This is a genomic window from Pseudomonas azadiae, assembly GCF_019145355.1.
GTDB classification, from domain to species: Bacteria; Pseudomonadota; Gammaproteobacteria; order Pseudomonadales; family Pseudomonadaceae; genus Aquipseudomonas; species Aquipseudomonas azadiae.
This window is the reverse complement of sequence record NZ_JAHSTY010000002.1, coordinates 1,941,135-1,966,852: the sequence shown is the minus strand read 5'-3', so window position 1 is coordinate 1,966,852 and position 25,718 is coordinate 1,941,135. Positions and strand designations below refer to the sequence as shown.

Genomic DNA, 25,718 nt, shown 5'->3' with positions numbered 1-25,718 from the left:
CGGTGCGCTCATGAAGTTAACGAATGTCGAAGTTAAATCATGGGTGAAATAAATGAAGCGTAGAAATAGAAGGTTGCTCAAGAATGCTCCAAGTGCCGATCCAATACCGATCTCGTTGGATCCGCCATTGATAGATGGTCTGGTCGATCCCATCAAGTATGGGGGGCTTATATACCGTGATAAAGCGGACCAAGCGTTTCTGGATGTTCTTATTCCCACCACTACTTGGGTCCCAGCCCCGACGAATCCGTTAAGGCCGGATGTCCTGGACGTTTATCTCGACGACCCTGGTAACTTCGAAGGCGGACATTTTTTCAGTGAGCCCGTTTTTTTTCCGGTCGGTGCCATTCCGGCGACGCACCCTGTCCGAATCCCGCGAAGGCTCCTGACGGAGGGGCACCACACGGTCTCTTGCAAGATTACGTCGGGAGGCCCCGGAGGTAATGAATCCGGCTCCACAATGGCGGATTTAAACATTGACCGTTCTGCCCCTTTCGAGAGCGTCAGTTACGTGCCGCGAGCGTTGACGCTGCCGACGGGTTGGCCGGGTCGCATCACGGAAACTTTCCTGGCTAGCTTCGATGCTGAGGGGGGCGTTCCGTTTGGAATACCTGATTACGTAGCAGAAGGGGCTGACATAGGCGACCTCTGGTACTTGTTCGAGCGCGGATCCAACGTGCCTATCGCGGAAGGCCCGGTGTTCCCTGATGAGGTCGTGCGGTATTCCCGCGCCTTGGCCGAGGAGGCTGATGGTGCGAAACAGCTCGCGTACCGCCTTGGGGACGTCGCCGGAAACGTCAGTGATCTGTCATTCGAATTATCCATCTCTGTAGCCCTTGAGCCCCCTCCAACGCTGGCCGCCGCAGGCGTCAAGGATGCCGTGACGCCGGCCGGCGCGGGGGACCGGCTGCTTGATTATGAAGAGGCGGGTAGATCGAACGGTGCGTTTGTGATTATTCCCGCCTACGTCGCGGATTACTCAACGGATCAAATTTTGGTGGGCCTGACCACCACTCATGGCACGCGCGATATTGGGCCGTATCCTCTGGGTGGATCGCCGTTCCCTTATAATTTTCATATTCCGTATGCGGTTCTCAAGGCGCTGTACGCGACCAGCATCGGCCCTATAAATCTGCGTTTGATTTACTCGGTGATCCGTCACGGTGTGCCTCATGTGGTGCCCACCGCCACGAACATCGACTATGATTTAAGCAAGGGCGGGCCGGACTATCCTGAGGAACCCGACCCGGTCAACAGCAATCTGCCGCGCCCTGTGCTCACCGGGGCCGGCTCGGGCAAGGTCAATGAACTTGATGAAGACGATGTTGGGCTGGATGCTGACGTAGCGGTGACGTTGTGGAGTGGCGCGCCGCTGCCTTCGTCCAGAGATTTCAAAATCCACCTGCTCTACATGGGCGATCTGGTGGACAGCAAGCCTGTGGTGGCCGCGACTGCCCTGCCCGGGGACATAATCGCCATGAAGGTCGCCTGGCTCTATATTCAACGCCACGCCAACAACCTTATTCCGTTGTACTATGAAATCGAAATTGTCGGTACAGCAAACCGCGGCAGATCACTGACCCAGGACATCAACGTCAATGCCAATGTCATTTCCTTCCTGAAACCCAGCGTCGTGGGCGCATTGCCCGAGGTGCCTGGAACATCGCCGCTGCCGGGAGAGATTCGCTGTGGTGCGGTGCCGGCACCGCAAAGAGTGGCACGAGTCTCGGTCCCACCCAATACCTTGTTGGCGCCGGGCATGATCATCGTGGTGAACTGGAACGCCCGCAGCAATGATGATGGTACCGGCCCCCTCCCGGCGGCCTCGGGAACATTTCCCTACGGACCCATTTCGTCCACAGAGGCGTTACTCGGGTTTACGGTGCCCGTGGGACCTTTCCACACCTACGTTTCTCCGATCAATGCGGCCGACAACGCAAGAGGTTCGGTGATTATCTCCTATACGGTGCCGAATATCGGCACTTTACCCGTGACCTCGGCCGAAGCCCTCTTCTTGGTACGTGTCGTCGCGGCAGGCCCGGTCTATTGCGATAACGTGCCATGGCCTTGATAGCAGCCCTTGAGGTCGTTTGAGACGAGGAGCCAGAGGCTCCTCTTTTTTTTGACCGATTTTCCCGTTCACTCTCACGTCCAGATAAATCCTACATACCCGTACGCCTCCCATCCCTAATCTGCGGCCCGTCGAGGCTTGGTCCCATCTCGTTGGGTGCCGGTCAATTCGTTCCTCTGGGAAGTTTATTTACGGGTATTTACACAATGAGTATCAACGCACGTTTCAAAAAACATCCATTGGCGCTTGCACTGCAGGTACCTGCCGTCAGTTTTTTTATGCTGGCTGCCGCCGTGGTGGAAGCTCGCTCCGAGCTGCACCCTGGCATGGAACGCACCATTGAACAGGACCATCGCGTCGATGATTGGGTGATCGGAAAGAATGCCCATCTGACCTCCAATGGCGCCACATTGAAACAATCCCGGGTGACCGCGGGCAAGATGACACTGAACGCCGGGACCACGGCTCAGGATATTCATGCATCCAATGGCTCCCAAATTTCCCTGACCGGTACCACCGTCGTGGCAAGGAGTTCGGCCGCATCCGCCATCAACCTGCAGGGCAGTCAAGCGACTATCCATGGCAGTAGCATCACGCATGCCAGCGGAATCGGTCTTTCCGCCGCGCGTAACTTCCTCACGGACGAGGGCTCCACCGTTAACGTCTTCAACAGTGTGATCAATGGCGCTACCCGTGGCGCGTTCGCCACCGCGTTCAGCGAGTTGAACTTTACCGGTTCCGAGGTCATCGGTACGGGCGATACCAGCGAAGGCATCCTGCTGTGGGGCGCCACCGCGAATGCCACCGACAGCCATATCAGCGGCGGTGAAAACGGCGTACGGCTGAGCTATGAAAGTGCAGACCTCAACACCAGCACCCTGGTTCTGGACCATACCAGTGTTGAAGGACGCAACGGCGCGGCGCTGTTGGTTGAGGGCGATGCGTATGGCAGCACCGTGGCTGATATTCAGGTACGCAATGGCTCGACCCTGACCGGCGGCAACGGCAATATCCTGGAAGTCACCGGCGGCTCGACCGCCAACATGAACGTCGACCACAGTGATTTGATCGGCGATGTCGTCGTCGAGGAGGGCAGCACCGCCAAACTGCAACTCAACAACCGCGCCTCGCTGACCGGTCAGTTGAAAAACGTGGCCGAGTTGAGCGTCAACGATGCTTCCCGTTGGGTCCTGGTGGGCGACAGCAATGTCACGGCCTTGAAAATGGGCGGCGGCGCCGTGCATTTCGGTGGTGCGGATGAGTTCTACCAGTTGGACGTGAAGAGCCTGGAAGGCAACGGTACGTTCGTCATGCACACCGACTTCTCGACCCACGAGACCGACTTCCTCAATGTGGAAGGTCGCGCCGAAGGCAACCACAGCCTGTTGCTGGCTGCCACCGGCTCGGAACTGGCCAGCGGCGCACCGATCAAGGTCGTGCATACCGAAGGCGGCGATGCGCACTTTTCCCTGGTAGGCGACACCGTTGACATCGGTGCCTATGCCTATGGTTTGCAGAAGGACGGCACCGACTGGCTGCTCGACCCGACGCGCCGTGGCACCAGTACCGGCGCCCACTCGATACTGGCGTTGTTCAACAGCGCGCCGACTGTGCTGTACGGCGAGATGAGCATCCTGCGCACGCGCATGGGTGAACTGCGCTTCAGTGAAGGTGCGAGCAACGGCTTGTGGATGCGCAGTTACGGCAACAAGTTCGACGTGGCCGCCAACAAGAACGGCGCAGGTTACGCGCAAACCCAGAAGGGCTTCACTATCGGTGCCGATGCACCCTTGTCCGGTGGCGACGGCCAGTGGCTGGCAGGCGTGATGGCCGGTCACAGCACCTCGGACCTGAGCCTGACGCGTGGCAGCAGCGGTGAGGTCAAGAGTTACTACCTGGGCGGTTATGCCACTTGGCTGGACGCCGAAAGCGGTCTGTACTTCGACGGCGTGGTCAAGCTCAACCGCTTGCACACTGAAAACGACGTCACTATGAGCGACGGCAAGAAAGCCAAGGGTAACTACTCGCAAAATGCCGTGGGCGCATCGGCGGAGTTCGGTCGCCATATCAAGCTGGACAATGATTTCTTCGTCGAACCGTATGGGCAGTTGTCGGCAACCATTACCCAGGCGCAAAGCTACGAGTTGTCCAATGGCCTGCAGGCCAAGGGTGATCGTTCCAGCTCCGTGGTAGGCAAGCTCGGCGTGACCGTTGGCAAGAACATCCAGTTGGAAAGCGGCGGTGTATTGCAACCTTACTTGCGTACTGCAGTGGCCCATGAGTTCGACCAGAGCAACAAGGTGTTCGTCAACGACCAGAGCTTCAACAATGACCTGTCGGGCTCGCGCATCGAGCTGGCGGCCGGTGTCGCGATGTCGGTATCGGAGAACGTCAAGTTGCACGCCGACTTTGAAACCAGCCAGGGCAAGAAGATCGATCAGCCGTGGGGTGTCAACTTCGGCGTACGTTACGACTTCTAAGGCACTTGCTCACTTGAACAGGGGGGACGCTTCGGCGTCCCCCTTTTTTGCGTTCAGATCAGTACGCCCAACCAGGTCGAGCCCAGCAGGAGCAGCGCCATGCACCGGTTGAAACGTTGCATGGCGCTGGGTGAACGCAGAAACCGGCTCGACCCTGCGCCCAGCACAGCCCAGGCGCCGAGACACGGCAGAGAGATCAGGAAAAACACCAGGGACAGGCTCAGCACCTCGCTCTGGCGGTCTGCTCCGTTATCCGCAAACACGCTGACCACTGCGAGCGCCATCATCCAGGTTTTGGGGTTCACCAGTTGCAGGCCGGCGCCGCCGATCAAGCCCGGCCGTTTTTGTGTCGATTGCGCAGGCAGGACTTGGGCCGGCGCGCGGAAAATCTGCCACGCCAGGTAACTCAACCAAGCCACGCCGGCCCATTGCATCGCGACCTGAACCTTGGGCAACTGCGCCAGTGACTGGCCGACACCCGAACCCACCGCAAGCACAATCCCTGCTGCACCCAAGCATGCCCCGAGGATGATCGGCAGCGCGGCTTTGAAGCCATACCGTGCGCTGTTGCTCAGCACCAGAATATTGGTGGGCCCGGGGGTGATGGAGGCGACAAAGGCAAACACGATGAACGGCAACATGACAGGTGACTCCGAAGATCCAAACGATGGCGTCGATCTTCACAAGCCTGGGCGTCACCTGTCTGGAAGATTTGAGCAGCGCTTGCGGTAGGCGGCGGGCGTGAGGCCGTAGGCGCGTACGAACCAGCGGCCCAGGTGGCTCTGGTCGGCAAAGCCCAGGGCAATCGCCACATCCGCAGGTTGTTCACCTTTGGCTAGCAAGTACCGGGCGCGGGCCAGGCGCAATTGCACCAGGTAGGCGTGGGGCGGCAGGCCGAACGCGCTCTTGAAGGCGCGACTCAGGCGGAAGCGGTCGACCCCGCAGGCCAGGGCCAGTTCGTCCATGCCGACATCGGCGTGCAGGTGGGCATGCAGGTATTCCCGGGCCTTGTGCGCCACTCGCGGCAATCGCGGGTCTTCGTGGTAGCGGGTGCGCCAGTAGAGGTGGCCGGTGAGGCGCTCCAGCAATTGGTCCACGGCGCGTTGCCGCACGATGCGCAGTTCCCCGCTGTGCAAGGTCTGGAAAGCCTGGCTGGTGGCCAGGGCCAGGCGCGGATCGCGGGTCAAGGTGCTGGCAAAACTCAACTGGCTACCCTGCGGTGCTTCTTCGAACACGGCGCTCACTTCGCGCGCCAGCCAGTGCGGGTCGAGGTAGAGCATGTGATAGGTGAAGCCGTCTGCGGTGGGTGCATCGCCGTCGTGCAACTCGCCGGGCTCCACCAGGAACACCTGGCCGGGCACGCTGTTATGGCGGGTGCGGCGGCAGTTGAATTGCTGCACGCCTTGCTCGGTGACGCCGATCAGGTAACTGTCGTGCCAGTGCGGATCGTAGGCGTGGCCTTCGAAATGCGCGCGCAGAGTCTCGATACCGGTGTCGGCGTCCTGGGACAGGTCGATCCAGTTGTGCGCAGCCATAAAGCACCGAGGCGGAATTCGTGAGGCTATTGGCGCCCAGCCATCGAAGGGCGTCTAGAAGGTTTGTGCAACGTCAGCCGAACAGCCCGGCGGCGATATTGATCGAGAACCCGAGGATCGCCGTATTGAACAGAAAGCCGATCAGCGACTGCCCCAGTACCACCTTGCGCATGCCCCGGGTGGCGACGCCCACATCGGACGTCTGCACCGCCACGCCGATGGTAAAGGAGAAGTACAGGAAGTCCCAATAATTGGGGGTCAACAACCCTTCGGCAAAGCGAAGGGCCGGTTCCTTGCCGTCCCAGGTGTAATACAGGCGCGCGTAATGCACGCTGAAGATCACTCCGATCAGCAACCACGAACCGATCACCGTCAGCCCGGTAAAAGCGTAGTGCAGCAAACGTTCGGAGGCGGCCAGATCCTTGCTGCCCACCAGTTCGAAGGTGATGGTCGCCAGGCTGGCGATGGCTGCGATGCACACCGTAAACAGCACCAGCCCGGCGTTTTCATCCTCGATCTCGGCGATGCGCTTCACGTCGTCGGCCTTGGCACGGCGCGTCAGCCACAGCATCAGTACCAGATAGGTCCAGACCCCGGCGTTCCAGCCGATGAGGATTTTGCTGGCCAGCGTATCGGCCGGTGTGAGGAGGCCCACGACAATGCCGAGCACGGCGGCGGCGGTAAGGCGAGGGTGGGTGCGGGCGAGGAAGGGCATGGGGGCTCACGGCTGGCAGGGGTAAGCAGACTGTACCTGATCGCCAGCCCAACAAATAACCCCTGTGGGAGCTGGCTTGCCTGTGATGGCTTCAGGCACCAAGCCGTTGTAGTGAGCGGGCTTGCCCCGCGCTGGGTGGCGAAGCCGCCCCAAACCAGGCGATGCGGTGTTACCTGTAACTCGGCGGTGACTGTATTAGGGCGGCTTCGCCACCCGGCGCGGGGCAAGCCCGCTCACTACAGGCTGTTTAGATACCGATGGACATCGCAGGCAAGCCGGCTCCCACAGGGAACGGTTCAGGCTGGGCTAGCGCGGGTTTTTCTTCACCCGCTTCATCACCACCACAAAAAACACCGGCACAAACACTACCGCCAATGTCGCGGTGATCATCCCGCCAATCACCCCGGTACCAATCGCCTGCTGGCTGGCCGAACTGGCGCCGGTGGCGATCGCCAGCGGCACTACGCCGAGGATGAACGCCAGCGAGGTCATGATGATCGGCCTCAAGCGCAACCGCGCGGCTTTCAAGGTCGCGGTGATCAGGTCTTCACCCTGGTCATACAGGTCCTTGGCGAACTCGATGATCAGGATCGCGTTTTTCGCCGACAGGCCGATGATGGTGATCAAGCCGACCTTGAAGAACACATCGTTGGGCATGCCGCGCAAGGACACGGCCAGGACCGCACCCAGCACACCCAAGGGCACCACCAGCAACACCGAGGTCGGGATCGACCAGCTTTCATACAGCGCGGCCAGGCACAGGAACACGATCAGCAACGATAGGCCCAGCAGTATCGGCGCCTGGGAGCCCGACAAACGTTCCTGCAATGACAAACCGGTCCATTCCTGGCCCAGGCCCGCCGGCAGTTGGTTGACCAGGCGCTGGATTTCGTCCATCGCTTCACCGGTGCTGTGGCCCGGCGCCGCTTCGCCGGAAATCGCAATGGCCGGGTAGCCGTTGTAGCGCGTTAACTGCGTCGGGCCCTGGGTCCACCTGGCCTCGACGAACGACGAGAGCGGCACCATCTTGCCTTCCTTGTTGCGCACGTTGATCTTCATCAAGTCCGCCACCTGGCTGCGCTGGTCGCCTTCGGCCTGTACCACCACCCGCTGCATGCGGCCCTGGTTGGGGAAGTCATTGATATACGCCGAACCAATTGCCGAGGACAGCACATTGCCGACGTCGGCAAACGAAACGCCCAGGGCGTTGGCCTGCTTGCGGTCGACTTCCAGCTGCACTTGCGGCGCTTCGGCCAAGGCACTTTCGCGCACATTGGCCAGGATCGGGCTTTTCGCCGCCGCGTCCAGCAATTCGGTGCGCGCAGCCATCAACCCGGCATGGCCGACGCCGCCGCGGTCCTGCAAGCGGAACTCGAACCCGCTGGAGGTGCCCAGGCCGTCCACCGGCGGCGGCAGGACCGCATAGGCAATTGCGTCCTTGAGCTCGCTGAAGGCCATGTTGGCGCGGTCGGCAATCGAGGCGGCGGAGTCGTCGCTGCTGCGCTCGGACCAATCCTTGAGCGTGGTAAACGCCAGCGCCGCGTTCTGCCCGGCGCCGGAGAAACTGAAGCCCATGATCATGGTGGTGTCACCCACACCCGGCTCCCCGGCGTTATGCGCCTCGATCTGCTCGGCCACCTGCACCGTACGGTTCTTGCTGGCACCGGGCGGCAACTGGATGTCGGTGATGGTGTAGCCCTGGTCTTCCACCGGCAGGAACGAGGAGGGCAGGCGGCTGAACATCCACCCCAGGCCCACCAGCAACACCAGGTAGATCAGCAGGTAACGGCCGCTGCGCTTGAGGGCGTAGGCTACCCAGCCTTCATAACGCTCGGTGAGGCTGTCAAAGCGTTTGTTGAACCAGCCGAAGAAACCGCCCTTGGCATGGTGCTCGCCCTGGGCGATCGGCTTGAGCAAGGTGGCGCACAGGGCCGGGGTCAAGGTCAGGGCCAGGAATGCCGAGAACAGAATCGAGGTGGCCATCGACAGCGAGAACTGCTGGTAGATCACCCCCACGGAACCCGGCATGAACGCCATCGGCAGGAACACCGCCACCAGCACCAGGGTGATACCGACGATGGCGCCGGTGATCTGGCCCATGGCTTTTTTCGTCGCCTCTTTGGGCGACAGGCCCTCGGTGGCCATGATGCGCTCGACGTTCTCCACCACCACAATCGCATCGTCCACCAGGATGCCGATGGCCAGCACCATGCCGAACATGGTCAGCACGTTGATCGAGAACCCCAGCAGCAACATGGTCGCAAAGGTGCCCATCAATGCAATGGGTACCACCAGCGTCGGGATCAAGGTGTAGCGCACGTTCTGCAGGAACAGGAACATCACCGCGAACACCAGCGCCATGGCTTCGAGCAGGGTGTAGACCACCTTGGTGATCGAGACTTTGACGAACGGTGAGGTGTCGTAGGGGATCTTGTATTCCACATTGGCAGGGAAGTAGCGCGACAGCTCATCCATCTTCGCCCGCACTTGGGTTGCGGTATTCAGCGCGTTGGCACCGGGCGCCAATTGCACGCTGACCGCCGTTGAAGGCTTGCCGTTCAGGCGGGTGGAGAATTGGTACTCCTGGCTGCCCACTTCCACCCGCGCCACATCGCCGACGCGAACGGTGGAACCGTCGGGGTTGGCCTTGAGCACGATGTCGGCGAACTCCGCCGGGGTCGAAAGCTGGCCCTTGACCAGGATCGCGGCGGTGATTTCCTGGGTGTTCGTCCCCGGCAGATCACCGAGGCTGCCGGCGGAGACCTGCGCGTTCTGTGCGCTGATCGCCGCGTTGACGTCGGCCGGCGTGAGGTTGAAACCGATCAGCTTGCGTGGGTCGATCCAGATGCGCATGGCGCGCTCGGCACCGTACAGCTGCGCCTTGCCCACGCCGTCGAGGCGCTTGAGTTCGTTCATCACGTTGCGCGCCAGGTAGTCGCTGAGCGCCACGTCGTCAAGTTTGCCGTCGCTGGAGGTGAGGGTCACCAGCAGCAGGAAGCCGGCGGAGACTTTTTCCACCTGCAGGCCTTGCTGGGTCACGGCTTGCGGCAGGCGCGGCTCTACTGCCTTGAGGCGGTTCTGCACATCCACCTGGGCCATTTCCGGGTTGGTACCCGGCTGGAAGGTGGCGGTGATGGTGGCCGAACCGAGGCTGCTCTGGGATTCGAAATACAGTAGGTGATCGGCGCCGTTGAGCTCCTGCTCGATCAGGCTCACCACGCTTTCGTCCAGGGTCTGGGCCGACGCGCCGGGGTACACCGCGTAGATTTCGACTTTCGGTGGCGCGACATTGGGGTACTGCGCTACCGGCAGTTGCGGGATCGCGAGGACACCGGCCAGCAGAATAAACAGGGCCACTACCCAGGCGAAGATCGGGCGATCGATAAAAAACTGCGGCATGACGGGCTATTCCTTTACCAGCGGGCTGGCGTCCACTTCAACTTTTTCACCGGGGCGCGCGTGTTGCAGGCCTTCGACAATGATGCGGTCACCGGGCTTGAGGCCGTGGCTGACGATCCAGCGATCGTTGATCACGGCGCCCAGCTCCACCGGCTGCTGGCTCACGGTCTGCTCGGCGTCCAGCAGCAGCACCATCGGGATACCTGCGCTGTCACGGGTGATGGCGCGTTGCGGCACGCTGATGCCTTGCTTGTCGACCGCCTGTTCCAGGCGCACCCGCACAAAACTGCCGGGCAACAGGTCCAGGTCCGGGTTGGGGAACTCGCTGCGCAGGATGACTTGCCCGGTGCCGGGGTCGACGCTGATCTCGGCGAACAGCAATTTGCCCGGCAACGGGTAGAGGCTGCCGTCGTCTTCGATCAGCGTGGCCTTGGCCTGGTCCTGGCCGACCTGTTTCAAGCTGCCGGCGCGGAAGGCGCGGCGCAGGTCATTCAGCTCACGGGTCGACTGGGTCAGGTCGGCGTGGATCGGGTCCAGTTGCTGGATGATCGCCAATGGCGTGGCTTCGTTCTGGCCGACCAGCGCGCCCTCGGTGACCAGCGCGCGGCCGATGCGCCCAGAAATCGGCGCGGTCACGGTGGCATAGCCCAGGTTCAGCCTGGCCCGCTCGACGGCGGCCTTGTTGGCGGCGACTTCGGCGTTGGTCTGGCGCACGGCGGCGCGGGCGTTGTCGTAGTCCTGGCCGCTGACGGCGTTGCCTTCTACCAATTGGCGGTAGCGCTGCTCCTGCAGGCGCGCCTGGAAGGCATTGGCCTCGGCCTTGCTGAGGTTGGCCTGGGCGCTGTCGAGGTCGGCCTTGAACGGGGCCGGGTCGATGCGAAATAGCACGTCGCCCTGTTTCACGTCATGGCCTTCCTTGAACACCCGTTGCATCACCACGCCCGCCACCCGTGCGCGCACTTCGGCGATCCGTGGCGCGGCAATGCGCCCGCTCAGTTCGCTGGTGATGGCCAGGGGGTTGGCTTCAAGGGTTTCGATGCGCACTTTGGCCAGTGGCGGCTGTGGCGTCGGCGCTGCGGAGTCGCCACACGCGCTCAGGGCAAGGGTGAGGGCCAGCAGGCAAAACGGCGCAAACGGATTCTTCGACATGCTCTTATCCCAATATTGACTGGCGCATCCTAAGGGCACCTGCGCCGTGGTGCTGTGAAGCTGTGTAGGGCGTGTGTGAAGAAATGTAAGGTGCGACCCGGAGGCCGCGACGGGCGTATATCCTTGCACACACTGCTTTGTGTGGGAGCTGGCTTGCCTGCGATGCAGACGCCGAGGTATTTGCCCAGATTGCGGTGATGCTATCGCAGGCAAGCCAGCTCCCACACAAAGCAGTTCATGCAGCGCCCTTGTGCACCGCCAACGAACCGCATTATTTGGAAACGCCATGCCCAACATCCTCCTGGTCGAAGACGACGCCGCGCTCTCCGAGCTGATTGCCAGCTACCTGGAACGCAATGGCTACCACGTCAGCGTGCTCAGCCGTGGCGACCAGGTCCGCGAACGCGCGCGCCTCAACCCGCCGGACCTGGTGATCCTCGACCTGATGCTGCCGGGCCTCGACGGCCTGCAAGTGTGCCGCCTGCTGCGCGCCGACTCGGCCGGCCTGCCGATCCTGATGCTCACCGCCCGCGATGACAGCCACGACCAGGTGTTGGGCCTGGAAATGGGCGCCGACGATTACGTGACCAAACCCTGCGAGCCGCGCGTGTTGCTCGCCCGTGTGCGCACCTTATTGCGCCGCAGCAGCTTGTCCGAACCCCAGGTCGCCAATGACCGCATCATCATGGGCAACCTGTGCATCGACCTGTCGGAGCGCACCGTGACCTGGCGCGACCAGGCGGTGGAGTTGTCCAGCGGCGAATACAACCTGCTGGTGGTACTGGCGCGGCATGCCGGCGAGGTGCTCAGCCGCGACCAGATCCTGCAACGCCTGCGCGGGATCGAGTTCAATGGCACCGACCGTTCGGTGGACGTGGCGATTTCCAAGCTGCGCCGCAAGTTCGACGACAACGCCGGTGAAGCGCGCAAGATCAAGACCGTGTGGGGCAAGGGCTACCTGTTCAGCCGCTCCGAGTGGGAATGCTGACCCATGTTCCGCGTCCTGCTGCGTCTCTACCTGATTACTATCGTCACCTACAGTGCGGCGATCTACCTGGTGCCGACCCTGGTGATCCAGCTGTTCGAACACCGTTACATGAACTACAACATCGAGCAGACTCGTGGCCAGCAAAAGCTGATCGTCAAACAATACGAGCGCGCGCCGGTGGAGCGCTGGTCGCAGGTGACCGAGCAGCTGGGCCGCGACTTCGCGCCACTGAAAGTCCAACTGCTGCTGCGCCAGGACGCCCGCTACACGCCGGCCGAAGAACAGTTGCTGGAACAGGGCAAGTCCGTGGTGCGCCTGGGGGAGTGGGGCTGGATGGAACAGATCAGCTCGCCGATCAACGATCAGTTCGTGGTCAAGTTGACCATTCCGCCCGATCCGCTGGACATGAACGTGCTGTATTGGGCCATCAACGTGCTGATCATTGCTGCGCTGCTGGCTTGCCTGCTGGTGTGGCTGCGACCGCACTGGCGCGACCTGGAGCGCCTGAAAAGCACCGCCGGGCAACTGGGCCAAGGCAATATGGCGGAGCGCACGGGTATCCCGGCCAGCTCCAGCATCGGCAGCCTGGCCTCGGTGTTCGATACCATGGCCGACGACATCGAACACCTGCTCAACCAGCAGCGCGACTTGCTTAACGCGGTGTCCCATGAACTGCGCACGCCGCTCACGCGCCTGGACTTCGGCCTGGCCCTGGCGCTGTCCGAAGACTTGCCCGAGGCCAGTCGCGAACGCCTGCAAAGCCTGGTGGCGCACATCCGCGAGCTCGACGAACTGGTGCTGGAACTGCTGTCCTACAGCCGCCTGCAAAACCCGGCGCAACTGCCGGAGCGAGTGAGCGTGGTGCTCGACGAATTTATCGACAGCGTGCTCGGCAGCGTCGATGACGAACTGGAAAACCCCGAGATCGTCATCGAGGTGGCGCTCGACTGCGCCGTGGAGCGCTTCAGCCTCGACCCACGCCTCACCGCCCGCGCTTTGCAGAACCTGCTGCGCAATGCCACGCGTTACTGCGACAAACGCATCCAGGTCGGCGTGAAGGTGTGTCCCAAGGGCTGTGAAATTTGGGTGGACGACGACGGTATCGGCATTCCGACGGACCAGCGCGAACGTATCTTCGAACCGTTTTACCGCCTGGACCGCAGCCGTGACCGCGCGACGGGCGGTTTCGGCCTGGGCTTGGCCATCAGCCGCCGCGCCCTGGAAGCCCAGGGCGGCACCTTGACGGCATTGGCGTCGCCGTTGGGCGGCGCGCGGTTTCGCGTGTGGCTGCCCAACGTCGATTAGAAAACCCGAAGGGGAAGGCGCACACTGTGCCCCCGCTTTACCCGAGGAGAGATTGGCAATGACTGGTGTTCACGCGTCTGCTCAACAAGGTTTCTCCACCCAGGCGGTCACCTACGCCCAGGGTCGACCCAATTACCCCAGGCAACTCACCGGCTGGCTCACCGAAACCCTGCGGATTGACGCACAGTCGACGGTGATCGACCTGGGCGCCGGCACCGGCAAATTCACGCGCTTGCTCAGCACCCTGGCGCCGACGCTGATTGCCGTCGAACCGGTGGCCGCGATGGGCGCGCAGTTGACCAGGCTGCTGCCGGGCGTGCGCCTGGTGAACGGCACGGCCGAATCCATCCCGCTGGCGTCAGCCAGCGCCGATGCGGTGGTTTGTGCGCAGGCGTTCCACTGGTTCTCCACCCAGGCCGCACTGGCGGAAATTCATCGCGTGCTCAAGCCCGAAGGGCGACTGGGGCTGGTGTGGAATGTGCGAGACGAAACGGTGGGCTGGGTGGCGGCAATCACAGAAATCATTACCCCGTACGAAGGCGATACCCCGCGCTTTCATACCGGGCGTTGGCGCGAAGCCTTCACGGGCGTGCATTTTTCCGATCCTGAACTCACCTGTTTTCCGTACAGCCATGTCGGCAGTCCGCAGGAAGTGATCATGGATCGCTGTTTGTCGGTGAGCTTTATCGCGGCGCTTCCAGCAGCAGAAAAGGCTACCGTTACCGCGCAATTGCGCGCCTTGATCCAGACCCATCCCGACCTGCGCGGACGGGACACCGTCGCCTTTCCCTATCAGACCCAAGCCTACGTCTGCCAGCGACTGAGCTAAAAGGCATAAAGTCAGATCATATTGATATAAGTCGTTATAAGAAAAATCGCTATCCTGCGGCCAGAAATTTATAAGGCCGCAGGTAGCTGTAATGGATGTGGGTAATGTTGGTTTCGTGGTTGCCGGCCTGATCGTAGGTTTTATCGTGGGCATGACGGGCGTGGGCGGGGGCTCCCTGATGACCCCGATCCTGCTGTGGTTCGGCATCAACCCGGCCACGGCCGTGGGCACCGACCTGTTGTACGCCGCCATCACCAAATCCGGTGGGGTGCTGGTGCACAGCAAGAACAAGAACATCGACTGGACCATCACCGGCTGGCTGACCCTGGGGAGCGTGCCCGCGGTGCTGCTGACCCTGTGGTTCCTGGCCAGCCTGCACACCGACCCCAGCGCCATGAACGCGGTGATCAAGCAGGCCCTTGGCGTAGTGTTGCTGTTGACGGCGCTGGCGATCCTGTTCAAGAAAAGCCTGTTGGCCTTCGCCCAGCGCCATGCCGGCGATGGCTACCACATGAACCCACGCAACCTGAATGCACTGACCGTCGTCACCGGGGCCGTGCTGGGCACCATGGTCGCCCTGACCTCCATTGGCGCCGGCGCACTCGGCACGGTCGCGCTGTTTATCCTGTACCCGTTCCTGGCCACGCGCCGCCTGGTCGGCACCGAAATCGCCCATGCCGTGCCCCTGACCCTGGTGGCGGGTCTGGGCCACGCCGGCATGGGCAACATGGACTGGCATCTGCTGGGCTTTCTGTTGATGGGGTCTTTGCCGGGCATCTACATAGGCAGCCACATGACCGGCAAAGTCCCGGACGGCGTGCTGCGCCCGTGTTTGGCGGTCATGCTCATGGGCATCGGCTACAAACTCGCTTTCTAATCTGTACTCGGTCCAAATGTGGGAGCTGGCTTGTGTGGGAGCTGGCTTGCCTGCGATGCAGGCACCTCGGTCATCCAGACACACCGAGGTGATGCCATCGCAGGCAAGCCAGCTCCCACAGGTGAACATACTTAGCTTCAGACCTTCGCCGGCCCACTACCGATCTGCCACACAAACGGTGGCTCGGCCCCGTTGACCACCCAGTCCCCGACAATGCGCGCCTTATAGATCAGCGGATTGTGCGACGACACCGTTCGCGCATTGCGCCAATGCCGGTCGAGCGCCTTGCCTTGGCGCACATCCGAAGCACCCAGCGCATTGAACAATTGGCTGGTGGCGCGCTGGATCAATTCCGACACCACCACTTGCGCGGTAGCCGATTCGATCTCGGCCGCCACATTGGCTTCGCGCTCCACAGCGTCATCCCCGCCAAAGCGCGCCACATAGGCCCGTTGTGCCGGCAGCGACGCTTTCAACGCGCTGGCCTCGGCGGCATAGACCAGGGCAGCCACTTCGCCCACCACCTGTTGAATCTGCGCGTCCTGGCTTACATGGGGTGCGTTGCCATGGCTGTAGATGCGCTGGCGGCTGCGCACCTGATGCGCCACGTCGCGCAGTGCGGCGCGGCCGATACCGGCCAAGGTGGCGAGCAGCACCAATTGGTAAAACGCGGTCTGGTATTTGAAGCGACTGGCGAAGTCGATGACGTTTTCGGCCTCCACCCGCGCGTCGGTGAAGCGCGAGGTGCCGCTGCCGGTGGTGCGCTGGCCAAAGCCGTCCCAGTCATCGCTGTGGACCACGCCAGGCTGGCGCGCGCGGGTGGCGGCGATCACATCGGCGCCGGTGTCGCTGCGCTGGGCGTACACGTCGATCCAGTCGGCGAAAATGCTGCCGGTGCTGTAGAACTTCTCACCGTTGAGCGTCCACTGATCACCGTCGGGACTGACCTGGGTAACCACGTCGCCGATGGCCACGCTGCCGATCTCGGTCCAGGCGCAGCCGACGATATCGCCGTCCACGAAACGCTTGAACCACAGGTCGCGGCCGGCGCTGGGCGGCGCGTTCAGGCGGTCTTCGGCAAACGCAAAGTGCCCGCGCAGGGCCTGGGGCACGTTCGAGTCGGCTTCGGCCAGTTCGATCAGCAGTTCGAACAACTGCGGCAGGGAAGCGCCGCCGCCGCCGTATTCCACCGGCATGCGCACCGCGCCAAAGCCGGCCTCCTTGAGCCACTGGATCGGTTCGTGAGGCAGGCTGCGGGTGTGCTCGCGCTCAACAGCGCCGTCGGCAATGCGCTGGAAGATCGGCCGAAAGCGCGCCGCCAGCGTGAGATAGTCGACGCCAATGGACAGCGGGTTGATGACGTGGTGTTCGGTCATGGGCAAGGTTCCTGGACAGTGATCATGCAGAGGGTGATTGCACAGTCCGTGCCGGGTCCTGGTGCCCGTATTTGCTGGACAACGCAATGAACTACTGTTGCGCTGGCAACAGCTGATCGACAAACCCGCACGATCCGGGACAGCCACGCCGGCACGCGGTTTTCAGCGCAGCGCCCCTGGCCTGGGCATTTGCCCGGCCTGGCACGCTTGCTGCTCAAGGCCTGGGTACATCCCTTTGTGCGAGGTACCGTTCGATGAGTCAGCAAGCTGTGAAATTTGCCTATTGGGTGCCCAATGTCAGCGGTGGGTTGGTGGTCAGCAAGATCGAGCAACGCACCGACTGGGGCATCGACTACAACCGCAAGCTGGCGCAACTGGCGGAAGCCGCCGGCTTTGAATATGGCCTGACGCAGATTCGTTTCACTGCCGGTTACGGCGCCGATAACCAGCACGAATCCGTGGCGTTCAGCCATGCGCTGCTGGCGGCGACCACCCGGCTCAAGGTCATCGCCGCAATCCTGCCCGGCCCCTGGCAACCGGCGCTGGCGGCCAAGCAACTGGCGACCATCGACCAGCTCACCAACGGCCGTATCGCGGTGAATATCGTCAGCGGCTGGTTCAAGGGCGAGTTCCAGGCCATTGGCGAACACTGGCTTGAGCATGACGAGCGCTATCGGCGTTCCGAAGAGTTCATCCGCGCCCTCAAAGGCATCTGGACCCAGGACGACTTCACCTTCAAGGGCGACTTCTACCGCTTCAACAACTATACCCTCAAGCCCAAGCCTGTCGGCCAGCCGGAAGTGTTCCAGGGCGGCAGCTCGCGGGCCGCGCGGGACATGGCCGCGCGCGTGTCGGACTGGTATTTCACCAACGGCAACACGCCGCAAGGCATCAAGGCCCAGGTCGATGACATTCGCGCCAAGGCGGCGGCGAACCACCATTCGGTCAAGGTCGGCGTCAATGCTTTCATCATCGCCCGCGACACGGAGGCAGAAGCCCGCGCCGTGCTGGCGGAGATCATCGACAAGGCCGACCCGGAAGCGGTGAACGCATTTGGTGACGCCGCCAAACAGGCCGGCAAGGCTTCACCGGAAGGCGAGGGCAACTGGGCCAAGTCGAGTTTCGAAGACCTGGTGCAGTACAACGATGGCTTCAAGACCAACCTGATTGGTACGCCCCAGCAGATCGCCGAGCGCATCGTCGCGCTCAAGGCGGTGGGGGTGGACCTGGTGCTGGCGGGCTTCCTGCACTTCCAGGAAGAAGTCGAGTACTTCGGCAAGCGGGTGTTGCCGCTGGTGCGGGAGCTGGAGGCCAAGGCCGCGATCAAGCAGGTGGCTTGAATTTCCCTGTAGTGAGCGGGCTTGCCCCGCGCTGGGCGGCGAAGCCGCCCCGATAAAGACACCGCCGAGTTCGGGAAAAAACACCGAGTCGCCTGGTTTGGGGCGGCTTCGCCCCCCAGCGCGGGGCAAGCCCGCTCACTACAAGGATATGTAAATACCTATCCTGCGATAGCGTCGCCAGCCTGCAGGGACTGTCAGGGAGCGGTTTGCAACGTCAGCACTTCAAAGCCATCCGCCGTCACCGCCACGGTGTGCTCCCACTGTGCCGACAGACTGTTGTCCTTGGTGACTACGGTCCACCCGTCCTTCAGGCTGCGCACCTTCGAGCTGCCCTGGTTGAGCATTGGCTCAATGGTGAACACCATGCCTTCGCGCAGTTCCAGCCCGGTGCCGGGGCGGCCGAAGTGCAGCACTTGCGGTTCTTCATGCATCTGCCGGCCAATGCCATGGCCGCAGTACTCGCGCACCACGCTGTAGCCGTTGGCCTGTGCGTGGCTTTGAATCGCATGGCCGATATCGCCCAGGCGGGCGCCCGGCTTGACCTGGCGGATGCCGGCCCACATCGCTTCGAAGGTCATCTCGACCAGGTGCCGGGCTTTGGGGGCCACGGTGCCGATCATGTACATCTTGCTGGAATCGGCGATGAAGCCGCCTTTTTCCAGGGTGATGTCGATGTTGACGATGTCGCCGTCCTTGAGCATCTCCTTGGCGCTGGGCATGCCATGGCACACCACCTCATTGATCGAAGTATTGATGGAGAAAGGGTAGTCGTACTGGCCCAGGCTCGCCGGGCGGGCCTTGAGGTCGTCGCGGATGCAGGCTTCGACGGCGGCGTCCAGCTCCAGGGTGGAACGGCCGGCGGCGACAACACCGTCGAGCATGTCGAAGACCTGGGCCAGCAGGCGCCCGGATTCGCGCATCACGGCCAGTTGTGCGGCGGTCTTGATCATCAACCGCGCCCTCGGATCAGATCGGGCTTGTCCAGCAACAGCTTGTTGATCAGCTCGTTGTAGGGCAGATGGGGATTGAGTTCGGCGAGCAGGCCGATCTTGATCCAGAACTCGGCCTGGGCGTTGATGGAGCGGTCCATCGCGGCGCTGGCCAGGCGCAGTTGTTCGTGCAGTTGGTCGGTGATCTTGACGATGCCCATGCTGTTCACTGTGAGGTTTGAATATACAAAGCGTATACGTTTCGTGTATTCATCGTAAAGGCTCAGCCGCTGAATGGCTTTGATCGCTGAATAGTTTGCGATATGTTGCAAAACGCGTGGCGGCGCAACGTAGCGTTTAGTTCAAGGCCCAGGGTTAAACGTTTAATCGCAGGGGTTCGACGATGATTAAACCGGCGCCGTTTAATTCATATAAATAAGCGCGCGGCTTATGAGGAAAAGTTACAACCTTGCCTGATTTTGCCTAGTAGGCTTGGGTGTTGTAAGCGTCTGCCAAGGTTGGCAAGGCGCGGCGGGGGAGCACTCGCCAAATCACAACAATCTGTTGGCAGTCTCAATAAAGGAGAGGTTGACCATGCTTTCGGAACTGGAACTACGCAGTATTATTGAAGGAAGTTTCCTGCCCAAACGGTGCGAATGCACCAAAGCCGAAGATGCTTCGCTGACGATCAGGGTCTACGACGACCGCGACCGTGACCGTGTGGATTTGGAAGTCAAAGGCATCAATGCGGACAAACTCGACAGCAGTCGAGCCATTTGCAACCTGATTACCGGGTTGCGTGAAGACCTCAAGCAGGCCCATGTGCCCACTCTGAAAAGAGCGGGAGGGCGGGGCTACTACTAGCTAGACCCCTTGGTTTGAGTCACCGAAGACCGGTGGGCCTGGATGAACGCCAGGCCCAGTACGGTTTTCGTTGCCACTGCCAGCAGAATGCCCGGCCCGGCATTGCCGTTTATCCATTCACTGAACCCCAATACCGCGAGCACCAGGCATCCGGTGGTGAAACCGCAGGTCAGGGCCAGGGCGAAGCAGAGCCTCCCCTTTATCCGCAGGCCGTTCAGTTCTGGAACAGGCAGGCCTCGGATAACTTTTTATAGCTGACCTGCTGCACATCACCGGCCTTGTCCACGAACTTGATCTGGGCCTCGATGACTTTGCATTCCCGGGTCTGGGGTTCGGTCATGGAAATCACCTTCTGGATATCCATGGGCATGCCGTAATGGTACGGCACGGGCTTGGTTTCAGCCTGTGCCGTCGCCGCCAGGGTGGTGAGGACCAGGGTGCAGCCGAACAGGCATACGCGGTGCGGATTCATAGGGATTCTCCGTCAGTGGTCCGGTTCATCGACGTGATGAACCGGTGGCCGCACCTTCAGCCCATGGCTGGGGAAATGCGGTAGCCCACTGTCAGCTCCTCACCTTAACCATTGATTAAATGAGGCTTTCTTGGAAAATTCCTACATGTCAGCCAGAATCTATCCCACGTTATCCATCGGCATCAGAGCTGTCGGCGGTAGGGCAGGTCGGGTCCGGTCTTGGTGCAGGTCAACGCGGCTGCGCGAATCGCAAAGCCGAGCATGGCGTCGATCTGCGCGCGGGTGAGCTGTTGCAGGCCTTCCACCGAATCCAATCGCTGTTCGGTCAGCCAGGCAATCAGCGCGGCCTGGAAGGTGTCGCCGGCGCCTACGGTGTCGGCCATCACCACCTCGACCGCCGATGCGGACCAGTGACCATGCTGGCGGCTGAATACGCTGGCGCCATCGCCGCCACGGGTCAGGAACACCAGCTGGCAGCGGTGTTGCAGCCAGTCCCGCAGCACGCTTTCCGGCGACTGGTCGGGGTAGAGCAGGTGCAGGTCTTCATCGCTGACCTTGATCAGGTCGGCATGCTTGACCAGCTCGGCGACGCGGTCACGCCACACCTGGATATCCGGCTGCGGGTTGAGCCGCACGTTGGGGTCGAGGCTGATCAGGCGCTTGCCGCTTTCGCGCTTGACCAGGCTCAGCAGGGTATCGCCAATCGGCTGCACCACCAGGGAAAACGAGCCGACATGCAGGCCACGAATGTCATCGCCCAGCGCGGGCAGATGGGCTGTCTCCAGCAGCCGATCGGCGCAGCCCTCGCCGCGAAAGTTGTACTGCGGCGAGCCATTGGCGCCCACGGCGACCATCGACAAGGTGGTCGGCGCGGCGAACTCCACCAGGAACCGCTCGCTGACGCCTTCATCCTTGAGCACCTGCAACAAGCGCCGGCCGAGGAAATCGGTGGACACGCCACCCAGCAGCGCGGCCTCGATGCCCAGGCGGCGCAACCCGACCGCGACGTTGAACGGCGAACCGCCGGCAATCGCCTTGTAGTTGACCTTGGACGCCTGCTCGCTGGCATCCTCCTCGCTGAAAAAATCAAACAGCGCTTCACCACACACCAGATACATAGTCGTTCGCTCTTAAAGGGTTGCCACTAACTGTTGATAGCGCTCGTAAGCCTGTTGGTAGGCGCTGACGCTGGTCGCCACCGGCAGGGTACGGCTGGCCGGGTCGAGGCTTACGCATTTGTCGCACAGGCTGGCCAGGCTTTCGCCGGACTGGCACCAGGCCGCCTGGATTGCCGCGCCCAGGGCGGCGGCTTCGCTTTGTTCGGTGCAGACCACTTCGGTGTTCATGATATCGGCGACCATCTGCCGCCACATCGGACTTTTCGAACCGCCGCCGATCAGGCGGATGCTGTGGCTTTGCAGGCCGGTCTGGCGCAGCAGGTCCAGGCCGTAGCGCAGGCCGAAGGTGGTGCCCTCGACCACCGCGCGGCTCAGGTTGGCGCGGGTCAGGTTGGTCATGGTCAGGCCGTGCAGGCTGCCGGTGGCGTGGGGCAGGGCGGGCACGCGTTCGCCGTTGAGGAACGGCAGCATGCTCACGCCATCGGCCCCGATGGGCGCCTGCTCGACCAACGCGTTGAAACCCGCCAAGTCGAGGTCGAACAGCTCGCGGATCACCCCGGTGGCGTTGGTCAGGTTCATGGTGCAGATCAACGGCAACCAACCGCCGCTCGACGAGCAGAACGTCGCGACCGACGCCTGCGGGCTCACACTGGGCTGGTCGGCAAACGCATACACGGTGCCCGACGAGCCCAGGCTCATGGTGATCACGCCGGGGGCGATGTTACCGGTGCCGATGGCGCCCATCATGTTGTCGCCACCGCCACTGGAGACGATGGCCTTGGGGTTGATGCCCAGGCGCTCGGCGATGGCCGGCAGGACGGTGCCGACGGCCTGATCGGCCTCAATCAGTGGCGGCAAGGCCTGTTCCAGGCGACCGCTGGGATCGATGTGCCGCAGCAGGGCCACATCCCATTCGCGGCTGCGCACGTTGAAATAGCCGGTACCCGACGCATCGCCATATTCAGCGACCGCGCGACCGGTGAGCCAGTAGTTGAGGTAGTCATGGGGCAGCAGGATATGCGCGATGCGCGCGAACAGGTCCGGGTGCTGCTCGCGGGTCCAGAGCAGCTTGGACACGGTGTAGCCCGGTGCGATGGCCACGCCCAGGCGTTCCAGCGAAGCGCTTTCGCCACCCAGGTGGTGCAGCAGGCGCGCGTTCTCTGGGGCGGTTTCGGTGTCGCACCACAGCTTGGCCGGGCGCAGCACCTGGCCTTGGTCATCGAGCAGGACCAGGCCGTGCTGCTGGCCGGAAACGCCGATGCCGAGGATGTCCTGGCCGTCCACGCCGGCCTGTTGCAGGGCGCGGTGGGTGGCTTGGGTGAACGCGTCAAGCCATTCCTGGGTGTGCTGCTCACGACGGCCATTGGCGCCGCTGATCAACGTGTGTGCGGCGGCGCCCAGGCCCAGCACCTTGCCGCTGGAGGCGTCGAGGACGATGGCCTTGGTGCCCTGGGTGCCGCAGTCGATGCCGAGGAACAGGTTTTGCTGGGTCATGATGATTTGCTCAGCAGTATTATTGTTGGAGTGAAAATACGGTCAATGTGGGAGCTGGCTTGCCTGCGATAGCGGTCTGTCAGTCACTTCATGGTTGACTGGACTACCGCTATCGCAGGCAAGCCAGCTCCCACATTGCTTAAGCCGGTTTCTTCAGGAGCTGTTTCAGGGTTTCGGTGACGCCGTTGTCACGCAAACTGACAAAACACCGCTCGAACGCTGCCACAAACGCAGGCGAGTTGGGAATAGCCGTGCCAAAAATCTCTTCCACGCCTAACAGCCGTTGGCTGATCAAGGTGTCATCGCTGACGAGCGCTTGGCAAAGCTTGGCCCGAGGATCCGGGATCTTGTAGCTCACGCCGTTCTCGTCCACGCCCTTCAAATACAAGGCCCACGCCGCCACGACCAGGGCGGCGCGTTCAGTCTCGCGGCCATCGGCAATCAACCGATTGATCGTCGGCACGGTGAACTTGGGAAACTTCGACGAGCCATCCGAACACACCCGTTCCAACTGGTCGGCAATCGCCTGGTTGGAGAAGCGGTCCACCAGGGTCTGTTTGTAGTCCGTCAGGTCGATACCCGGCACCGGCGCCAGGTTTGGCGTGACGTCAAGGTCCATGTAGGCACGCATGTAAGCGACAAAGACCGGGTCGTTCATGGTCTCGTGCACAAATCGATAGCCCTTGAGAAAGCCCAGGTACGTCAGCGCCAGGTGGCTGCCATTGAGCAGGCCGATCTTCATCTCTTCATAAGGCGTGACGTCGTCGGTGAACTGCACGCCGACCTTTTCCCAGGCCGGGCGACCGTTGACGAAGTTGTCTTCCAGCACCCACTGTACAAAGGGCTCGCACACCACCGGCCAGGCATCGTCGATGCCGTGCTCATCATGCAATTGCAGGCGGTGGGCAGTGCTGGTCATCGGCGTGATGCGGTCGACCATGGCGTTGGGGAAGCTCACATTCACCTTGATCCAGTCATGCAGCTCGGCGTTGTGCAGCGCGGCGAAGGCCAGCAGCGCCTTGCGCGTCACGGCGCCATTGTGCGGCAGGTTATCGCAGGACATCACGGTAAACGCCGGGGTGCCGGCGGCGCGGCGTTGGGTGAGCGCAGCGCAGATAAAGCCGAACACGGTTTTCGGTGCAGTCGGGTGCGCCAGGTCATGCTGGATCTGCGGCAGGTGGGCCATAAACTCGCCATTGCTGTCGTCGATGCAGTAACCGCCCTCGGTGATGGTCAGCGAGACGATGCGAATCTCGGGGCTGGCCAATTTGTCGATCAGCGCCTGGGCGCCGTCTTCGGCCAGCAGCATGTCGCTGATCGCGCCGATCACGCGCACTTCGGTGTCGTCGGTGTCGCCCAGTTCGTAGAGGGTGAACAGATAATCCTGGCCGGCCAAATCATCACGGGCCTTGCGGTCCTCGGCGCGCAGGCCGACGCCGCAGATGCTCCAGTTCAGGCCCTCGCCCAGGTTCATCAGCGCGTCGGTGTAATACGCCTGGTGCGCGCGGTGGAAACCGCCGACGCCGATATGCGCAATGCCCTGGGAGGTGCTGGCAATCGCATAGGTAGGCAGTTTCACCTGCGGTGCCAACTGGGTAAGGTTGTGTTTATTCAGCTTCATGGCGTAATACTCGCGAAATCAGGCGGTGGCGCGCAGTGGCCGGGCCACGGCGACACCGTCGGTGTCGAACAGGTGGCAGTGCGCCGGGTCCAGGTGCAGGTGCAGCGTCTCGCCGTACTGGCTGGCCATGTCGCCACGGATTCGCATGGTCAGCGGTTCGCCGTTGGCGGTGATGACATGGCAGAACGTATCGCTGCCCAGGCGCTCGCCGACGTCGGCGGTAACGGTCAGGCGGGTCTGGCCCGGCGTGGCGATTTCCAGGTGCTCGGGCCGAATACCCAGGGTCACTGCGCTGCCCACGCTCAAGGTCGGGCCGCTGAGCGGCAGGCTGATCAGGGTGCCGGCATCCAGTTGCACGTCGCAGCCCTGGCCTTCAACCCGCGTAACCTTGCCTTTGAGGAAGCCCATCTTCGGCGTACCGAGAAAGCCCGCCACAAACAGGTTCGCCGGTTGGTGGTACAGCTCCAGTGGCGAACCGACTTGCTCGATACGGCCGCTGTTGAGTACCACCACCTTGTCGGCCAGGGTCATGGCTTCCACCTGGTCGTGGGTTACATAGATCATGGTCGCCTGCAGTTCTTTATGCAGGCGCGCCAGTTCCAGGCGCATCTGCACGCGCAGGGCGGCGTCGAGGTTGGACAGCGGTTCGTCGAACAGGAAGATCTTCGGGTTGCGCACGATGGCGCGGCCAATCGCCACGCGCTGGCGCTGGCCGCCGGAAAGCTGCTTGGGCTTGCGCTCCAGCAATGGGCCCAGCTCGAGGATGCGCGCCGCTTCGTTGACTTTGCTCTCGACGATTTTCTTGTCGACGCCGGCCAGGTCCAGGGCAAACGACATGTTCTTGCGCACGCTCATGTGCGGGTACAGCGCATAGGTCTGGAACACCATCGCCAGGTCGCGCTTGGCCGGCGTCACTTCGGTGATGTCACGACCATCGAGTTCGATGGTGCCTTCGCTGACTTCTTCAAGGCCGGCGATCAGCCGCAGCAGGGTGGATTTACCGCAGCCCGACGGGCCGACGAACACCACGAATTCTTTGTCGTTCACTTCCAGGTCGATGCCCTTGATGATGGAAAAGCCTTCGAAGCCTTTTTGCAGATTGTTGATTTTCAGGTTGGCCATGATGGGCCTCCGCTTACAGAATTTTTAGTGGAAG

Annotated in this window: 21 protein-coding genes and 1 pseudogene; 8 read left to right on the top strand and 14 right to left on the bottom strand. The window is 62.0% G+C overall.

Annotated elements, in window-relative coordinates:
* The first annotated feature begins 52 nt into the window (after nucleotides 1–52).
* Nucleotides 53–2,071 (top strand): hypothetical protein, encoded by a 2,019-nt coding sequence (locus KVG91_RS25270; protein ID WP_169375765.1) that lies wholly within the window; start codon nucleotides 53–55, stop codon nucleotides 2,069–2,071.
* A gap of 206 nt (nucleotides 2,072–2,277) precedes the next feature.
* Nucleotides 2,278–4,551: an autotransporter outer membrane beta-barrel domain-containing protein gene (locus KVG91_RS25265; RefSeq protein ID WP_169375766.1), complete on the top strand. Its 2,274-nt coding sequence runs from the start codon at nucleotides 2,278–2,280 to the stop codon at nucleotides 4,549–4,551.
* Nucleotides 4,552–4,604: 53 nt separating this feature from the next.
* On the opposite strand, the gene KVG91_RS25260 is transcribed toward KVG91_RS25265, so the two are convergent.
* The 5 genes from KVG91_RS25260 to KVG91_RS25240 all read right to left on the bottom strand — a co-directional run bounded on the left by KVG91_RS25260 (nucleotide 4,605) and on the right by KVG91_RS25240 (nucleotide 11,349).
* Nucleotides 4,605–5,192 carry a LysE family translocator gene (locus KVG91_RS25260; RefSeq protein ID WP_169375767.1) on the bottom strand — a complete coding sequence of 196 codons (588 nt, stop codon included), beginning with the start codon at nucleotides 5,190–5,192 and terminating at the stop codon, nucleotides 4,605–4,607.
* Between the two features lie 54 nt (nucleotides 5,193–5,246).
* On the bottom strand, nucleotides 5,247–6,086 hold the full coding sequence (locus tag KVG91_RS25255; protein ID WP_169375768.1) for an AraC family transcriptional regulator: 840 nt from the start codon (nucleotides 6,084–6,086) through the stop codon (nucleotides 5,247–5,249).
* 73 nt (nucleotides 6,087–6,159) lie between these two features.
* Entirely contained in the window at nucleotides 6,160–6,801 is a 642-nt protein-coding gene (locus KVG91_RS25250; protein WP_169375769.1) for a DUF1345 domain-containing protein, read from the bottom strand.
* Nucleotides 6,802–7,107: 306 nt separating this feature from the next.
* Nucleotides 7,108–10,200, bottom strand: coding sequence for an efflux RND transporter permease subunit (locus KVG91_RS25245; protein ID WP_169375770.1), 3,093 nt, complete (start codon nucleotides 10,198–10,200; stop codon nucleotides 7,108–7,110).
* A gap of 6 nt (nucleotides 10,201–10,206) precedes the next feature.
* The gene (locus KVG91_RS25240) at nucleotides 10,207–11,349 is read right to left on the bottom strand and encodes an efflux RND transporter periplasmic adaptor subunit (RefSeq protein WP_169375771.1); all 1,143 of its coding nucleotides are present in this window, start codon (nucleotides 11,347–11,349) and stop codon (nucleotides 10,207–10,209) included.
* A gap of 286 nt (nucleotides 11,350–11,635) precedes the next feature.
* On the opposite strand from KVG91_RS25240, the gene KVG91_RS25235 reads away from it, so the two are divergent.
* The 4 genes from KVG91_RS25235 to KVG91_RS25220 all read left to right on the top strand — a co-directional run bounded on the left by KVG91_RS25235 (nucleotide 11,636) and on the right by KVG91_RS25220 (nucleotide 15,348).
* A complete protein-coding gene (locus tag KVG91_RS25235; protein ID WP_169375772.1) occupies nucleotides 11,636–12,337 on the top strand; it encodes a response regulator transcription factor in 702 nt (233 codons plus the stop codon).
* Between the two features lie 3 nt (nucleotides 12,338–12,340).
* On the top strand, nucleotides 12,341–13,642 hold the full coding sequence (locus KVG91_RS25230) for an ATP-binding protein (protein ID WP_169375773.1): 1,302 nt from the start codon (nucleotides 12,341–12,343) through the stop codon (nucleotides 13,640–13,642).
* 58 nt (nucleotides 13,643–13,700) lie between these two features.
* The gene (locus KVG91_RS25225; RefSeq protein ID WP_169375774.1) at nucleotides 13,701–14,471 is read left to right on the top strand and encodes a class I SAM-dependent methyltransferase; all 771 of its coding nucleotides are present in this window, start codon (nucleotides 13,701–13,703) and stop codon (nucleotides 14,469–14,471) included.
* A gap of 91 nt (nucleotides 14,472–14,562) precedes the next feature.
* On the top strand, nucleotides 14,563–15,348 hold the full coding sequence (locus tag KVG91_RS25220) for a sulfite exporter TauE/SafE family protein (RefSeq protein WP_169375775.1): 786 nt from the start codon (nucleotides 14,563–14,565) through the stop codon (nucleotides 15,346–15,348).
* A gap of 137 nt (nucleotides 15,349–15,485) precedes the next feature.
* On the opposite strand, the gene KVG91_RS25215 is transcribed toward KVG91_RS25220, so the two are convergent.
* The gene (locus tag KVG91_RS25215) at nucleotides 15,486–16,724 is read right to left on the bottom strand and encodes an acyl-CoA dehydrogenase family protein (protein WP_169375776.1); all 1,239 of its coding nucleotides are present in this window, start codon (nucleotides 16,722–16,724) and stop codon (nucleotides 15,486–15,488) included.
* Nucleotides 16,725–16,978: 254 nt separating this feature from the next.
* Here KVG91_RS25215 and sfnG point away from each other — a divergent pair, with 254 nt between their 5' ends.
* Nucleotides 16,979–18,064 carry a dimethylsulfone monooxygenase SfnG gene (gene sfnG / locus KVG91_RS25210; protein ID WP_169375777.1) on the top strand — a complete coding sequence of 362 codons (1,086 nt, stop codon included), beginning with the start codon at nucleotides 16,979–16,981 and terminating at the stop codon, nucleotides 18,062–18,064.
* 194 nt (nucleotides 18,065–18,258) lie between these two features.
* Here sfnG and map read toward each other — a convergent pair whose 3' ends face one another.
* Both map and KVG91_RS25200 read right to left on the bottom strand, forming a co-directional pair.
* Nucleotides 18,259–19,014 carry a type I methionyl aminopeptidase gene (gene map / locus KVG91_RS25205; protein ID WP_169375778.1) on the bottom strand — a complete coding sequence of 252 codons (756 nt, stop codon included), beginning with the start codon at nucleotides 19,012–19,014 and terminating at the stop codon, nucleotides 18,259–18,261.
* On the bottom strand, nucleotides 19,014–19,214 hold the full coding sequence (locus KVG91_RS25200) for a ParD-like family protein (protein ID WP_017135045.1): 201 nt from the start codon (nucleotides 19,212–19,214) through the stop codon (nucleotides 19,014–19,016). The genes map and KVG91_RS25200 overlap by 1 nt, the downstream gene beginning before the upstream one ends.
* A 373-nt stretch (nucleotides 19,215–19,587) precedes the next feature.
* On the opposite strand from KVG91_RS25200, the gene KVG91_RS25195 reads away from it, so the two are divergent.
* Entirely contained in the window at nucleotides 19,588–19,857 is a 270-nt protein-coding gene (locus KVG91_RS25195; protein ID WP_169375779.1) for a DUF1652 domain-containing protein, read from the top strand.
* Here the strand turns inward: KVG91_RS25195 and KVG91_RS27765 are convergent.
* From KVG91_RS27765 to KVG91_RS25170, 6 genes and pseudogenes are all read right to left on the bottom strand, one after another.
* Nucleotides 19,854–20,033 (bottom strand): annotated as a pseudogene (locus KVG91_RS27765) (hypothetical protein); the annotation flags it as partial. The gene KVG91_RS25195 and the pseudogene KVG91_RS27765 sit on opposite strands and share 4 nt — an antisense overlap.
* 38 nt (nucleotides 20,034–20,071) lie before the next feature.
* Complete coding sequence (locus KVG91_RS25190) at nucleotides 20,072–20,329, bottom strand: DUF2790 domain-containing protein (RefSeq protein WP_169375780.1); 258 nt, start codon at nucleotides 20,327–20,329, stop codon at nucleotides 20,072–20,074.
* Between the two features lie 182 nt (nucleotides 20,330–20,511).
* Nucleotides 20,512–21,447, bottom strand: a complete 936-nt coding sequence (locus KVG91_RS25185) for a carbohydrate kinase family protein (RefSeq protein ID WP_169375781.1) — start codon at nucleotides 21,445–21,447, stop codon at nucleotides 20,512–20,514.
* Between the two features lie 12 nt (nucleotides 21,448–21,459).
* A complete protein-coding gene (gene xylB, locus KVG91_RS25180; RefSeq protein ID WP_169375782.1) occupies nucleotides 21,460–22,941 on the bottom strand; it encodes a xylulokinase in 1,482 nt (493 codons plus the stop codon).
* Between the two features lie 139 nt (nucleotides 22,942–23,080).
* Nucleotides 23,081–24,562, bottom strand: a complete 1,482-nt coding sequence (locus KVG91_RS25175; protein ID WP_169375783.1) for a mannitol dehydrogenase family protein — start codon at nucleotides 24,560–24,562, stop codon at nucleotides 23,081–23,083.
* A gap of 18 nt (nucleotides 24,563–24,580) precedes the next feature.
* The gene (locus KVG91_RS25170; RefSeq protein WP_169375784.1) at nucleotides 24,581–25,684 is read right to left on the bottom strand and encodes an ABC transporter ATP-binding protein; all 1,104 of its coding nucleotides are present in this window, start codon (nucleotides 25,682–25,684) and stop codon (nucleotides 24,581–24,583) included.
* Nucleotides 25,685–25,718 lie beyond the last annotated feature (34 nt).